Here is a 14,267-nt window from a genome sequence, read left to right on the forward strand (position 1 = left end):
GCCAGTGCTGGGCGTTGAAACTGGTGGGCGCCTGTATCGCGGCATCCAGAAGCCTGGCCTCTTCTTCTTTGGTGAGACGGTGATTGGGATCAAAATGCTTGATCGCCCGACGCTGGTAGATGGCATCAAAGGTGTCCATAAGCTTTCTCCCTCGTATGGGTGTCCTTGGTTTGAACAAAGTATATAGCCGATCGGGGAAAAGTCCCGGCGACCGCCCCTTTCGGCCCGCAGCGCCCCCCGGCAATTGGAGCAGCCGGCGATGTCATTAGCCTGGCGGCAGCCAGCGCTCGGGCAGCTGCGTCCGCCAGCCGAGCCGCTCCACCACGCCGGCAAAGGTCGTATCCAGTGGTGCGCTGACCGCGATCAGCTGGCCTGTCCGCGGATGCGGAAACTCCACCTCGACTGCCGCCAGCAGCAGGCGCTGGCAGTCGAATTCCTCGCGAAAAAACCGATTGTGCCGCCCTTCACCATGCTTGGTGTCGCCGATGATGGGGTGGAACAGGTGCTTGAAGTGCCGGCGCAGCTGGTGCTTGCGGCCGGTGCGGGGATGGGCCTCGACCAGACTGTAACGGCTGCTGGGATAACGGCCGACGGGGCAGGGGAGTTCGACTTGGGCCAGCCGCCGAAATGCGGTGACCGCCGGCTGCGCCCCCTTGTCTTTGCTCGCCTGACGGTCACTGATCCGGTCCGGCTCCTCGACCAGCGGGTAGTCGATGAGCCCCTCTTCCGGGGCGATACCCCGCACTACGGCCAAATAGGTTTTTTTCACCATGCCGTCAGCAAAGGCAACGGACAGGGCCCGCGCGGCTTCTGGATTTAGGGCGAGCAGCAACACCCCGGATGTCGGTCGGTCGAGGCGGTGCACCGGGTACACCCATTGGCCGAGCTGATCCCGCACCAGCTGCAGGGCAAAGCGGGTTTCCCGCCGGTCGATCTCGCTGCGGTGGACCAACAGTCCGCTCGGCTTGTGGACCGCCACCAAATCATCGTCGCGATAAAGGATGTCCAGCGTTTCTGGACTGTCTGCCTGTTCTTCCAATGTCATCCATCACCTGTTTCACGGGGAGTGTTGCATGCCGGTCTCTGCCGGCGTATAGTGCGGCCATGACAGCGGCCCTCAAACTTCATCATCTGAGCAAAAGCTACGGCGGCACCCCCGTCGTCGACGACCTCTGCCTGGCCATCGAACCGGGCGAGATCTTCGGCCTGCTCGGCCCCAACGGCGCCGGCAAGAGCACCACCATCAACATGGCGGCCGGGGTCACCCGCATCGATCAGGGGACCATCGAGGTCTTCGGCCACGACAACCGCCGGGACTACCGGGTCACCAGGCGCCTGACCGGGGTCATGCACCAGGAGATCGTCACCGACAACTTTTTCACCATCGACCGGGCCCTGAAAATCCATTCCGGCTATTACGGCGTCGCCGACGACCCCAGCTGGCGAAGGATCCTGGTCGACCGGCTCGACCTCGGCCCCCACCTGCACAAGCCGATGAATAAGCTATCCGGCGGCCTCAAGCGCCGCTTCATGGTCGCCAAGGCGCTGATCCACCGGCCGCGCCTGCTGATCCTCGACGAACCGACCGCCGGCGTCGATGTCGAACTTCGCCGCAGCCTGTGGGAGTTCGTCCGCGAAATCAACCGCGCCGGCACGACCGTGCTGCTGACCACCCATTACCTCGAAGAGGCCGAGCAGATGTGCGACCGCATTGCGATCATGGGGCAGGGCCGCCTGATCGCCCTGGAAACCACCTCGGCGCTCCTCGCTCACATCGCCAGCCGCCAGTGGCGCCTGCGCCTGAGCGTCCCGCTGACCCGGTTGCCGGCCGGCCTGGACGATTTCAACGGCAGACTGGAAGAGGGGGGGACGGTGCTCCGGCTGACCCTGGCCGAGCAGGATAGGCCAGCCGAACTGCTGGCCCGCCTGCAGCAGCTCGACATCGTCTTTACCGACCTGGAAACCCGCAAGGCGGGCCTGGAAGAGGTTTTCCTCGAACTGACCGGCATGAACCGGCGACCGGAAGCAGCCCATGCAACCAGAACCCGCTGAGGTAACTGTGGCTGGCCGCTGGCTGCCCTTTTATACCCTGTTCAAAAAAGAGGTGCTGCGCTTTTTGCGCGTCTCCATCCAGACCCTGCTGACCCCGATCATCACCGCCTCCCTGTACCTCTTTGTCTTCGGCGCCACCCTCGGCGAGCGCATTTCGGTGATCGATGAGTTCAGCTACGCCCAGTTCGTGATCCCCGGCCTGATTCTCATGGGGGTGATCTCCAACTCCTTCGCCAACACCTCGTCGTCCCTCTTCATGTCCCGCTACCTCGGCAACATCGTCGACCTGCTGGTCACACCGATCAGTCCGCCGCAGTTCATCCTCGCCTACACCCTGGCGGCCATGCTCAGGGGCTTGCTGGTCGGCCTGACCGTCACCCTGATATCGACCGGGTTCGCCACGCTGCCCTTTGCCAACCCGCTGCTGGCGCTGCTCATGGCCTGCCTGGCAAGCGTCCTGTTCGCCCAGTTCGGCCTGATCGCGGCCATCTACGCCAATTCCTTCGACGCCTTGTCGATGTACAACAATTTCGTCATCCTGCCCCTCATTTACCTCGGCGGGGTCTTTTACCCGATCGGCATCCTGCCGCCATTCTGGGAGCGCCTCTCCTACGGCAACCCGCTTTTCTATCTTATCGACGGCTTCCGCCACGCCCTGCTCGGCGTCGGCGAAACCCCGCTGCCGCTCTCCCTCGGAATCACCGCTGCTTTGGCCCTGACCCTGTTCTGTTGGGCCTTCCGGCTGATCAGCCGGGGCTACCGATTGATGAGTTGACGCCATGAGCCGGCCGCAGCCGAAAACACGACTAAAATGACCTGTTGTCCTTGATGCAAAGTCTACTCTGAACGGGTTGAGAGCAGCAACACGAACTGCCCGTGTTCTGGCTTTTCGAATCTTACCGCGTCGCCTCCTTAACGTCTTCGTGCAATTTTGATGGCAAGATATTTTATTGCTGATGCCTGTCGTAAATTTCCATAAAAAAACGGCAGCCGCTCCCGCGAATGCCGATTCAATGCTAGCTGGTCCCTTCGGTTATGGCCGAGGACTCAAACGTCGCCGACCTGATAAAGGATCGAAGTTTCCACCTCCCGGCCCTCCTTCTGAGCCATGCTCTGAATAAGCAACTGGCCGCCGTAGGCCGCGGTCTTGGTGACCAGGCTTTCGGCCCGTTCGCCCTGGCGCTTCTTGAATGCATCGATGATTTTCCGATGTTCCTGCACCGAGATTTCCATGCGCCCCGGCAGCGATAAAGAGGCCATTCGCAGCCGATTGAATTTCAGCAGCAGCTGGCTGATCAACTCAAGCAGCTTTTCATTTCCGGCCGCCCTGATGAAGCATTCATGGAAATCGTTGTGGACCCGGAAGAAATTTTTCACGTCGCCTTCCCGGGCCAACTTTTCGAGGCGTTCGTTGATCCCTTCGAGCCGCTCGATATCTTTTTCGGTCATTTTTTCCGCGGCCATCCGGGCCGCGTACCCCTCAAGAATACTTTTGATGGCGTAAAACTCTTCGACATCCCGCTCAGAAAGGGATGCGACCACTGCGCCCTTGCGCGGGATAACCGTCAGGTAGCCTTCGGACTCGAGCTGCCTGAATGCCTCGCGGATCGGTGTCCGGCTGATGCCGAAGCGTTCTGCCAGTTCAGGCTCAGCCACCTTCTCGCCGGGCTTGAGAGCTCCCTTGAGGATTGCCTCACGGATTGTCTCGAGAATCTTCTCGCGCAGGGTAAGATGGCTGTCGACTAGTTTCTTTCTCACTGCAATCCTCCACCACCATTGTTGTATACGTCATTGCATTGCTGCAAATTGTATACAGTATACATCGCATGTCAAGCTTTTTTAACATGTCGATATCATGCAACTCTCTATATCTCCTCGCCTTTTGGCCTATCTGCCGATATTATCCGCGGATTCCCCCAACTCGGTGTTGTATGGATTCTGTTCGACATCTCAAATTTGCCATATTTATCCTCTTCGCCGTCATCGGCTTCAGCACCTTCGGCTATTTCTTTGATTCCCTGTATATGACCGTCATCGCCCTGGCGACGGTCGGCTTCAAAGAGGTGCACGAACTCTCCCGACGAGGGGAGGGCGTTCACCCTGCGGCTGATTTTCTGCGCCGGTATCATCGCCTATGCAATCGGCAGCCTGATCCGGTTTTACCGTCGAAAGGGAACTGCGCACGCTTCTCGGTCCTCCATCTCCTTCGTCGTCGAGGAAAAAGATACGGAAAATACCTATATCACTCTGACCGCCCCCGACCTTTTCACCCTGCCGGGCCGGATCAACCAAGTTGATATCCCCGATCACCGGCATCGCACACGCAGTTCTGGGCCCGTCGCAGGTCGATTTTATCTAAATTTCCACCGTCGGCCACAATTTCGAATTGCCCCTGGAAAAATTTGCCTCCGGGGCATTGGTCGGTAACTGACGACTGCACGTCATCCTTGACCTTTTATCCCGTGCATGTTAGAAACTGGTCATACCAATGCAATCATGGAGTAATGGCGTGACCACTTTATTCAAGCCGATAAAGCCTAAAAAAATCTCCGAAGAAATTGTTGAACAGATCAAGGCGCTGATTTCCCAGGGCCAGCTCAAGCCTGGAGAACGTGTCCCCTCGGAGCGCGACCTGGCCGCCATGCTCGGCGTCAGCCGGCCATCCGTCCGGGAAGCGATCATGGTGCTCGAAGCTATGGGTCTGGTCGAATCGCGGCAGGGCGGGGGGACCTACGTCCGCTCCCTGACCGAACATTCGATCGCCGACCCCCTGACTGGCATGATGGCCAACAACACCCGGCTGCTGCATGACCTCTCCGAGGTGCGCATCGGGCTGGAAAGCTGGTCCGCCTACCTGGCCGCCCAGAATGCCACCGACGAAGAAATTGCCGAGATGAGCGGACTGCTCGAAGAAATGCGCCGGCTGGCCCCTACCGGAGGCTGGCCTGCCGACGTCGATACCCGCTTTCACTACGCCATCACCAGCGCCAGCCACAACACCATTCAGGTGCATGTTCTGAATACCATTCACTCGCTTTTCAAGGCCACCATCGAAGTCGCCCTGTTTGAATTCTACCGCCGTGAAGGCTACGCCCAGATCCTGCTGGCCCAGCACGAAGCGATCATCAGCGCCATTTCGGCCCGCGACCCGGACCTGGCCCGGCAAAAAATGATCGATCACCTCTCGATCGTCAAGCAGAAGATGTCCGAATTTCTGATCAAGCCAGCCAACGCCTGAACGATATCTGCCAGTACAACAAAAGGGCGACCCATGCGGGTCGCCCTTTTGTTGTTGAACATTTGCGAATTAAATCAATCAGCGAGCCTTGCGGCCAGCCACCTGGATACGGATCAGGGCCCGATCCAGAGCCGCCTGCATAACCATAAAGTCCTTGTCTTCGGAAGCGAGCTTCTTGAGAGCCTCCTCGGCTCGACCCAGGGCAGCCTTGGCCCGCTCGAGGTCAATCTCGTCAGCAGGTTCGGCGGTTTCCACCAGAACCGTGACCTTGTCATTTTCAACTTCCACATAGCCCCAGTTCACGGCCAGGTGAAAGTTTTCGCCTCCCTTGCGGTATGACAACTCACCGATTTTGAGCGTGGTCAGCATCGGTGTGTGCCCAGGAAGAATACCGAATTCACCCAGAGTACCTGGTGCGGTGACTTCGTCCACTTCCTCGGACAGCGCCTTTTTATAGGGAGTGACTAATTCGAGTATGAGCTTTTCTGCCATTACGAACGTCCTTTACCGGATTGGCGGGGCCATTGGCCCCGCCGCTGCATCTTTTATCAGGCCGCCAGCTTCTTGGCCTTTTCGAGGGCTTCTTCGATGGTGCCAACCAGGTAGAAGGCCTGCTCGGGAATGTCGTCGTACTTGCCGGCGACGATTTCCTGGAACCCCTTGATGGTATCCTTGAGCTCGACATATTTGCCGGGTGAACCGGTAAATACTTCGGCCACGTGGAACGGCTGGGACAGGAAGCGCTGAATCTTGCGGGCGCGGGCAACGACCAGCTTATCTTCTTCTGACAGTTCGTCCATACCAAGGATGGCGATGATGTCCTGCAGGTCCTTGTAGCGCTGCAGCACGTACTGAACCTCGCGAGCGATCTTGTAGTGCTCTTCACCGACCACCTGGGGGTCAAGGATACGGCTGGAAGAGTCGAGGGGGTCAACCGCCGGGTAGATGCCGAGCTCGGCGATCTGGCGGGAGAGAACCGTGGTCGCGTCGAGGTGAGCAAACGCGGTCGCCGGTGCGGGGTCGGTCAGGTCGTCGGCAGGAACATAGATGGCCTGAACCGAAGTGATCGAGCCCTTGTTGGTGGTGGTGATCCGCTCCTGCAGCTCGCCCATCTCGGTGGAGAGGGTCGGCTGGTAGCCAACGGCGGAGGGAATACGGCCGAGAAGGGCCGAAACCTCAGAACCCGCCTGGGTGAAGCGGAAGATGTTGTCAACGAAGAGCAGAACGTCCTGACCTTCTTCGTCACGGAAATATTCGGCAACGGTCAGAGCCGAAAGTGCAACACGGGCACGAGCACCCGGGGGCTCGTTCATCTGACCGTAGATCAGGGCTGCCTTGTCAAGAACGCCCGATTCCTTCATTTCATGCCAGAGGTCGTTCCCCTCACGGGTACGCTCACCAACACCGGCGAAAACGGAGAAACCGCCGTGCTGCTTGGCGATGTTATGGATCAGCTCCATAATCAGAACGGTCTTGCCAACGCCGGCGCCACCGAAGAGTCCGATTTTACCGCCACGAGCATAAGGGGCAAGGAGGTCAACGACTTTGATCCCCGTTTCAAAGGCTTCGACCTTGGTTGACTGGTCGACGAACTCGGGGGTAGGGCGGTGAATTTCCCATTCCAGCTCGGTTTTGACCGGACCGGCTTCGTCGACGGGCTCGCCGACGACGTTAAGGATGCGGCCGAGGGTTCCACGACCGACCGGCATCATGATCTGCTTGCCGGTATCAAGAACCTCCTGGCCGCGGACCAAACCGTCGGTCGAATCCATGGCGATAGCGCGCACGGTATTTTGACCAAGGTGCTGGGCTACTTCGACAACCAGATTCCACTCGGCATCACCGAGGGCAGGGTTGGTTACCTTGAGCGCGTGATAAATTTCCGGAAGCTTACCGGCCTCGAATTCCACGTCGATGACGGGACCGATAACCTGGGTGATTTTTCCTTTATTCATGATGAACCGTTCCTCCTTTTTCCCACCCTGACAGGTGCGAAGCATCGTTCAGATTAATTCTTTATCGATTCAGCTCCGGAAATTATCTCCATGAGCTCTGTAGTGATGGCGGCCTGGCGTGCACGGTTGTACTTGAGCGTCAGCTTGCCGATCATTTCTTTGGCATTCTTACTGGCGCTGTCCATAGCACTCATACGTGCACCGTATTCAGAGGCAACCGATTCAAGCAGACTGCGGAAAATCTGGACCTCAACATTTTTGGGCAGCAACTGCTCGAGAACCTCACCACGGTTCGGTTCATACAGATGCTGAACCAGCTGAATCCCGTCCTCAACCGGCTTCGGAACGATCGGTAACAACTGACCTACCGTCACCACCTGAGTCACGGCGCTACGGAAAGCGTTATAGATCATGTAAACCGCGTCATACTGTTCCGAGGCATAGCCTTCCACGATTTCCTGACCGAGAAGCGAAGCGGTACTGTAGGAAACAGTGGCGTTTATATTTTCATAAACCTTGGCGATATTCAGTCCACTACGGGTTTTGAGATATTCTTTGCCCTTACGACCAATAATCATCAGGTCGTAGGCTTCGAATTCATTCTCGTTTTTCCGAACGAAACGTTCAGCAGCCTTGCATATGTTGGCATTAAAACCACCGCAGAGCCCACGATCAGCGGTCATCACGACCACCAGCGCCCGTTTTTTACCCCGTGGCTGGAGGAGCGGATGAGCCTCAGCATCTTCCCGTCCCGCCAGACTGGAAATAACCTCCAGCATCTTGTCGGCATAGGGGCGCGATGCGACCACCGCCTCCTGGGCACGCCGCAGCTTGGCTGCGGAGACCATCTTCATGGCCTTGGTGATCTGCTGCGTGTTCTTGACCGAGACGATCCGTTTTTTTATGTCCTTCAGATTTGCCATCTGTCTAAACCTTTAGCTTGGCGATTAATTACGCTACGAACTGCCCCTTGAACTCGTCGAGAGCGGTCTTGATGCGACCTTCGAGATCAGCGTCGATGGCTTTTTTAACACCAAGGTCAGTCAACAGTTGAGCATGGCTGGCCTCGAGGAACGTAAGCAGTTCCCGCTCGTAACGCTGTACGGAAGTAGCCGGATACTCGTCAACATAGCCATTGTTGGCGGCGTAGATGGCCAGAACCTGGTTGGCCACCGGCAGCGGCTGATACTGCCCCTGCTTGAGGATTTCGACCAGACGGGCACCACGGTTGAGCTGACGCTGGGTCGCGGCATCGAGATCGGAGCCAAACTGTGCAAAAGCGGCCATTTCACGATACTGGGCCAGGGCCAGACGGAGGGTACCGGCAACCTGCTTCATGGCCTTGACCTGAGCACTACCGCCGACACGGGATACCGACAGACCGACGTTGATGGCCGGACGAACACCGGAAAAGAACAGGTCGGTTTCAAGGAAGATCTGACCATCGGTGATCGAAATAACGTTGGTCGGAATATACGCGGAAACGTCACCCGCCTGGGTTTCGATGATCGGCAGTGCGGTCAGAGACCCCGCTCCCAGGTCATCGTTCAGCTTGGCGGCCCGCTCGAGCAGGCGGCTATGCAGGTAGAAAACGTCACCCGGGTAAGCTTCGCGTCCTGGCGGACGACGGAGCAACAGGGACAGCTGACGGTAAGCGACGGCCTGCTTGGAAAGATCGTCGTAGATGATCAGGGCGTGCTTGCCGCTGTCGCGGAAGAACTCGCCCATGGTGACCCCGGTGTAGGGTGAGATGAACTGCAGGGGAGCCGGGTCGGAAGCAGTAGCGGCAACCACGATGGTGTAGTCCATGGCACCATGCTGCTTGAGCTTGTCGACAACCTGGGCAACCGTAGAACGCTTCTGACCAATGGCGACGTAGATACAGACAACGCCATTGCCTTTCTGGTTGATGATGGTGTCGAGTGCAACAGCGGTCTTACCCGTCTGACGGTCACCGATAATCAGCTCGCGCTGGCCGCGGCCGATCGGAACCATCGCGTCAATAGCCTTGAGGCCGGTCTGCATCGGCTCATGGACCGACTTACGGGCAACGATGCCGGGAGCCTTGATTTCGACCTGGCGATAATCCTTGGAATCAATTTCGCCCTTGCCGTCGATATGGATACCGATACCATTAACGACACGGCCAATCAGGGCCTCGCCAACCGGAACCTGAACAATGCGTTCGGTCCGCTTGACAGTGTCGCCTTCCTTGATGTGGTGCCCCTCGCCAAGAATGGCGGCGCCGACATTGTCCTCTTCAAGATTGAGAACCATGCCCATGATCCCGCCGGGGAACTCGAGCAGTTCGCCTGCCATGGCCTTATCCAGACCATGAATGCGGGCAATACCGTCGCCAACGGAGATGATGGTACCCGTCTCGCTGACCTCGACCTCGCGGCCAAAGTTTTCAATCTGCTTCTTGATTATCGCGCTGATTTCTTCTGCCTTGATTTCCATTGACCTTCTCACCCCTTCTTTAATGTATCTTCAATCCGTTTCAGCTGAGTTCTGATGCTGCCGTCAAAGATCTTGCCGCCAACGTTGGCCTGTAGTCCACCGATCAGGGAAGCATCGACGCTGACGGTCAGCTCGATCTTTTTTCCCGTCTTTTCTTCAAGCCCGGCCCCGATCGCTTTTTTCTGGGTCTGATTCAGCTTGGATGCCGAAACGATGTGAGCCCGCAGAACCCCCGAAAGCTCATCGGCAAAGCCCTTGTACTGCGCCTCGATCTGCGGCAGATACTTGAGGCGACCCTTGGCCAGAAGAAGGCCGAGAAAACGCTTCATTCCGTCGGACAGGCTCATGGAATCGCCCAATTCGGTCAAAACAGCCGACTTCTTCTCCATGGGAAAAGAGGGGCTCTCCAGAATCAGGCGAAGGAAGTCCTCAGAGGCGAACAGAGACTTGACGCCGGCCAGTTCCTGGCCGTAAGCCTCCACCATTTGCTGCTCAGAGCCCAATGCTACCAGGGCCCTGGCATATCTTTTGGTAACTGCGCTGACGCTCAATGTAGTTCTCCCACCTTCTGCATGTATTCATCCACCAAGCGGCTCTGGTCCTGGCTGGTGAAATTTTTCTTGAGGATATCTTCGGCGATTTCGATGGCCATGGCCGTCGCTTCGCGGCGCAACAGGGCGCGGGCGTTGGAAATTTCCCGGGCGGCCGACTTTTTCGCTTCGTCTTCTATTTTCTGCGCCATTTCGTTGGCGTTGGCGAGAATCTTCTCCCGCTCCAGCAAACCTTCACGCTTGATGGCCTCGTAAATCTCATCGATCTCGGCCGAGGCGAGGTTCAGCTTACCATCATACTCGGCAAACTTGGCTTCTGCCTTCTCCTGGGAAACCTTGGCTTCCTCAAGAGCCTTTTCGATCCCCTCACGGCGGCCGGAAAGGCCCTTGCGGATCGGCTTGGTGACGAAGTAGGCCAGCAGGCCGAAGGTCACGGCGAAGTTAAAACACCGGTAAAGAAAGTCGGTCAGCAGTACACCGCTGTCGGCATGGTGGCCACTTTCACCGCCCGCGGCAATGGCTGAGGCCGCAATTCCGACCAGCAGGATGCCGGTAGCGACAGAGACAAGCTTCTTGTTCATGCGAAAACCCCTGACGTTCATTTACAGAGCCCTCCCCAAAACCTTGGAGGCGATTTGACTAGCCAGGCCCTCGGTTTCCTTCTTCAGTGCCTTGGCTGCCGCGTCGGCTTCACCGGCCACCTTGCTCTTGATTTCCTGCAGCTGAGCAGTCGCCTTCGCCTGGGCCTTGCCGAGAATCTCCGCTTCTTCTCCTGCGGCAGCCTTGCGCATTTCAGCCCGCTCCTCGTTGCCTTTGAGCTTGGCCGCCTGAAGCTGTTCCTGGTAGCGCTCCATCTTTTCGTTGATCTGGGCCTCGAGCTCTTTCGCCTTGGCGTAGGAACCGTCAATGGTTTCCCGACGACGATTCAGGATGCCGCGCAGGGGACGGTACAGGAGGAAGTTCAGAACCGCCATCAACACGAAAAAGTTGGCAAACTGAATCCAAATTGTCCAATCGACTTCAATCACTACACACCTCTTGAATTAACTGGCTGTCAGACTTTGGGAAATTGCGCTGCTTAATGCATACTGTATACAACCTGCCGGCAATTAAAACGCCAATTGGACGGCAAGCAAAACAGGGCATTGCTATCACAGACGACACCCTGCTGTCAAGTAGCTTTTCCCGATCTGGCGCGGAACGGTGGCCATTTTTCGCTAAAAATGGCCAAACTCACCTAATCGCTGTCGGCTTGCCGTTTTGCCGTCTGGCCCATGGCCAGGGTACCATTCAGAATGACCCCCTCTTCGACGATCAGCAGCGGCGTCTCGAGACAGCCCTCCAGCTGCGCAGGGGACCTCAATTCAACCTTGCTGGTTGCCTTGATGTTTCCCTTAAAGCGCCCGCTTATGATCAGCGTCCCAACCGTCACCTCGGCCTGAATATCTGCCGTCTGGCCAATGATCAGGGTGTCCTTGGACATGATCTCGCCGCGGAACACCCCATCAATCCGCACGATTTCATCAAACAGCAACTTTCCTTCAAACTGGCTTCCTGGGCCGAGAAAGGCCTTGATGTCGCTTTTCTCGACGGGAGTTTCCTTGCGCATGAGTTGCTTATCCTTCCTTTTGATCATTATCCGTCAATCCCTTCAGGAAACCCCCAACTGCTCCAGCAGACGATCGAGTTCGGCGGCGGAAAAATAGGATATTTCGATCTTCCCCCCCTTGCCCTTGGCGGCGATCCGGACCTGGGTACCCAGGGCCTTCTTTAATTCGCCTTCGAGATGCTGCAACTGGGGGTCGCTTTCCCGTTTCTTACTGGTCTTTGAAGTCAGTCCGAAGCTCTTGATTTTCTTGACGAGGGCCTCGGTTTCGCGCACCGAATAGCGTTTCTGCACCACCTGGTCGCGAGCCTCGAGCAGATCTTCATTGCTGTCGAGAGCCAGCAGGGCGCGGGCATGTCCCATGCTCAGACGGGCCAGCATGACATCTTCACGCACCTTCTCGGGCAGACGCAGGAGCCGCAGGGAATTTGCCACGGTCGAACGGTCCTTGCCGACCCGTTTCGCCATCTCTTCCTGGGAAAATTCGAAATTCTCCATCAGGTTGCGGTAGGCCTCGGCCTCTTCGATCGGGTTGAGGTCTTCACGCTGGATATTTTCGATCAGCGCCATTTCCAGGGCCCAGTCCTCGGAAACATCCTGGATGACAACCGGTACTTCGCGCAGTCCGGCTTTCTGGGAAGCCCGCCAGCGCCGTTCGCCGGCAATGATCTGATAATGATCATCGACCTGACGTACGACCAGCGGCTGAATCACCCCTTTTTCCCTGATCGATGCGACCAGTTCGGCCATTTTCTCGTCGTTGAAAGTTTTCCGCGGCTGACTGCTGTGTGGGCGTAACTCCTCAATAGGACAGAGGAAATACTTTCGGCCTTCATGGCTGGCCGAGTTCAAGAGTGCTCCGATGCCCTTGCCCAGGGCGGGTCGTTTTGCCATATCAATGTCCTGCTTCGATGATTTCCTTGGCCAGTTCCAGATAAGCGACTGCGCCACGGGAGGAGATGTCATAAAGAAGAACCGGAAGCCCGTGACTCGGCGCTTCCGAGAGGCGTACATTGCGGGGGATTACCGAGGAAAAGACCTGGTCGCCGAAGTGGGCGCGGATCTCCTCGCTGACCTGATGTGAAAGGTTATTGCGACCGTCAAACATGGTCAGCAGAATCCCCAAAATTTTCAATGCCGGGTTCAGCTGCTTCTGGATCAGCCGAATGGTCTGCATCAAATGACTGAGGCCTTCCATCGCGTAAAACTCGCACTGCAGCGGTATTAAAACCGAATCGGCCGCGGTCAGAGCGTTGACCGTCAGCAGCCCGAGGGAAGGGGGACAGTCAATAATGATATAATCGTAATCTTCACGGATTTCATTGAGCACCCCCTGCAGTTTGCACTCGCGGGCAAAGGCGGTGACCAGTTCGATTTCGGCGCCGATCAGATCGGTATTGGACGGTAGAATGTCAAGATGATCGAGATGGGAACGAACCCGGACATCCCGGATGGAGGCGTCGCCGAGCAGGGCGCTGTAGACGGTGAGTTCCTGCTTGCGCTTATCGAGACCGAATCCGCTGCAGGCGTTGGCCTGCGGATCCATGTCGACCAGCAGAGTGCGCTTTTCCGCTGCCGCCAGAGACGCAGCCAGATTGACGGAGGTCGTCGTTTTGCCAACTCCGCCTTTCTGATTGGCGACAGCAACTATCTGGGCCATAAAACCTGATCTCCTTAAACCTGCGTCGGGTCGGAAAGAGTAACATAACCCCCTTATTCCTCAAAGAAAAAAAGGAAAAACAGGCCAAGGGTTAAGCTTCATCAAACATATAGGGGGCGGCTTCCCTGGTGGGCACCAGATGTAGTGGAATAAAACCGATAAAAGAATCAGACCTTGCGGAGGGAGATCAAGAGACGCTCCGCCCCGGAGGCAGGAAGGGTTATTCGTTCGACCCCCTCACTCCTTAGCCCCAGGCCGGCCAACAGGCCGGAGCCCTGCAGCAGCTCCCTGTCCCCCTCCGGACCCTTCATGGCAACCAGCCTCCCGCCTTCGGCCAGACAGGGGAGGGTCAAGCGGACAAAATCATCGAGCGAGGCAAAAGCCCGCGAGACGATTACATCAAACCCCTGGCCGAACCCCTCCCAATCGGGCACATCCTCTATACGCATATGCAGGGGGATGCAATCGGTCAATCCCAACTGGCGAACAACGTGCCGCTGAAAGTTGATCTTCTTGGCCACAGCATCCACGGAGACGAGCCGTAAAGAATTGCAGGCGATTTTCAGCGGCAGCCCAGGAAAACCACCCCCCGAACCGACGTCCAGAACCCGCTCCCGTCCGGACAGCAAAGGCAGCAGCGCCAGGGAATCGACGATATGCTTTTCGACCACCTCGTCCATTCGGGTGATCGCGGTCAGGTTGACCCGCCGGTTCCAACGCAGCAGTTCTTCGCCCAACCACAGCA

At 57.3% G+C, this 14,267-nt stretch carries 18 protein-coding genes; 3 read left to right on the forward strand and 15 right to left on the reverse strand.

Annotation, left to right across the window (positions count from 1 at the left end):
• Both ABYV89_RS07710 and truC read right to left on the reverse strand, forming a co-directional pair.
• A partial coding sequence (locus ABYV89_RS07710) for a nitroreductase family protein (RefSeq protein ID WP_432822384.1) occupies positions 1–139 on the reverse strand: 139 nt, incomplete at its 3' end.
• Positions 140–265: 126 nt separating this feature from the next.
• Positions 266–1,045, reverse strand: a complete 780-nt coding sequence (gene truC, locus ABYV89_RS07715) for a tRNA pseudouridine(65) synthase TruC (protein WP_432822367.1) — start codon at positions 1,043–1,045, stop codon at positions 266–268.
• 59 nt (positions 1,046–1,104) lie between these two features.
• On the opposite strand from truC, the gene ABYV89_RS07720 reads away from it, so the two are divergent.
• Both ABYV89_RS07720 and ABYV89_RS07725 read left to right on the forward strand, forming a co-directional pair.
• Entirely contained in the window at positions 1,105–2,052 is a 948-nt protein-coding gene (locus ABYV89_RS07720) for an ABC transporter ATP-binding protein (protein WP_432822368.1), read from the forward strand.
• Complete coding sequence (locus tag ABYV89_RS07725; RefSeq protein ID WP_432822369.1) at positions 2,033–2,827, forward strand: ABC transporter permease; 795 nt, start codon at positions 2,033–2,035, stop codon at positions 2,825–2,827. The genes ABYV89_RS07720 and ABYV89_RS07725 overlap by 20 nt, the downstream gene beginning before the upstream one ends.
• A 272-nt stretch (positions 2,828–3,099) precedes the next feature.
• On the opposite strand, the gene ABYV89_RS07730 is transcribed toward ABYV89_RS07725, so the two are convergent.
• The gene (locus tag ABYV89_RS07730) at positions 3,100–3,810 is read right to left on the reverse strand and encodes a GntR family transcriptional regulator (RefSeq protein ID WP_432822370.1); all 711 of its coding nucleotides are present in this window, start codon (positions 3,808–3,810) and stop codon (positions 3,100–3,102) included.
• Between the two features lie 107 nt (positions 3,811–3,917).
• On the reverse strand, positions 3,918–4,121 hold the full coding sequence (locus tag ABYV89_RS07735) for a hypothetical protein (protein WP_432822371.1): 204 nt from the start codon (positions 4,119–4,121) through the stop codon (positions 3,918–3,920).
• Positions 4,122–4,561: 440 nt separating this feature from the next.
• Between ABYV89_RS07735 and ABYV89_RS07740 the strand changes: the two genes are divergently transcribed.
• Positions 4,562–5,290, forward strand: a complete 729-nt coding sequence (locus tag ABYV89_RS07740) for a FadR/GntR family transcriptional regulator (protein ID WP_432822372.1) — start codon at positions 4,562–4,564, stop codon at positions 5,288–5,290.
• A 78-nt stretch (positions 5,291–5,368) separates the two neighbouring features.
• Here the strand turns inward: ABYV89_RS07740 and ABYV89_RS07745 are convergent, their stop codons facing one another.
• From ABYV89_RS07745 to rsmG, 11 genes are all read right to left on the reverse strand, one after another.
• A complete protein-coding gene (locus ABYV89_RS07745) occupies positions 5,369–5,782 on the reverse strand; it encodes a F0F1 ATP synthase subunit epsilon (RefSeq protein WP_432822373.1) in 414 nt (137 codons plus the stop codon).
• Between the two features lie 56 nt (positions 5,783–5,838).
• Positions 5,839–7,245, reverse strand: coding sequence for a F0F1 ATP synthase subunit beta (gene atpD / locus ABYV89_RS07750; protein WP_432822374.1), 1,407 nt, complete (start codon positions 7,243–7,245; stop codon positions 5,839–5,841).
• Between the two features lie 53 nt (positions 7,246–7,298).
• Positions 7,299–8,168 (reverse strand): ATP synthase F1 subunit gamma, encoded by an 870-nt coding sequence (gene atpG, locus ABYV89_RS07755; protein ID WP_432822375.1) that lies wholly within the window; start codon positions 8,166–8,168, stop codon positions 7,299–7,301.
• 28 nt (positions 8,169–8,196) lie between these two features.
• Positions 8,197–9,705: a F0F1 ATP synthase subunit alpha gene (atpA, locus tag ABYV89_RS07760; RefSeq protein ID WP_432822376.1), complete on the reverse strand. Its 1,509-nt coding sequence runs from the start codon at positions 9,703–9,705 to the stop codon at positions 8,197–8,199.
• Positions 9,706–9,713: 8 nt separating this feature from the next.
• A complete protein-coding gene (atpH, locus tag ABYV89_RS07765) occupies positions 9,714–10,190 on the reverse strand; it encodes an ATP synthase F1 subunit delta (RefSeq protein ID WP_432822377.1) in 477 nt (158 codons plus the stop codon).
• Positions 10,191–10,252: 62 nt separating this feature from the next.
• Positions 10,253–10,837, reverse strand: coding sequence for an ATP synthase F0 subunit B (locus ABYV89_RS07770; protein ID WP_432822378.1), 585 nt, complete (start codon positions 10,835–10,837; stop codon positions 10,253–10,255).
• Between the two features lie 21 nt (positions 10,838–10,858).
• A complete protein-coding gene (locus ABYV89_RS07775) occupies positions 10,859–11,284 on the reverse strand; it encodes an ATP synthase F0 subunit B (RefSeq protein WP_432822379.1) in 426 nt (141 codons plus the stop codon).
• 209 nt (positions 11,285–11,493) lie between these two features.
• A complete protein-coding gene (locus ABYV89_RS07780; protein ID WP_432822380.1) occupies positions 11,494–11,892 on the reverse strand; it encodes a bactofilin family protein in 399 nt (132 codons plus the stop codon).
• Positions 11,893–11,907: 15 nt separating this feature from the next.
• Entirely contained in the window at positions 11,908–12,756 is an 849-nt protein-coding gene (locus ABYV89_RS07785; RefSeq protein ID WP_432822381.1) for a ParB/RepB/Spo0J family partition protein, read from the reverse strand.
• 1 nt (position 12,757) lies between these two features.
• Positions 12,758–13,522, reverse strand: coding sequence for a ParA family protein (locus tag ABYV89_RS07790; protein ID WP_432822382.1), 765 nt, complete (start codon positions 13,520–13,522; stop codon positions 12,758–12,760).
• Positions 13,523–13,689: 167 nt separating this feature from the next.
• On the reverse strand, positions 13,690–14,267 hold a 578-nt coding region (gene rsmG, locus ABYV89_RS07795; protein WP_432822383.1), incomplete at its 5' end, for a 16S rRNA (guanine(527)-N(7))-methyltransferase RsmG.

This window comes from Trichloromonas sp. (assembly GCF_041583255.1).
Lineage (GTDB): Bacteria > Desulfobacterota > Desulfuromonadia > Desulfuromonadales > Trichloromonadaceae > Trichloromonas.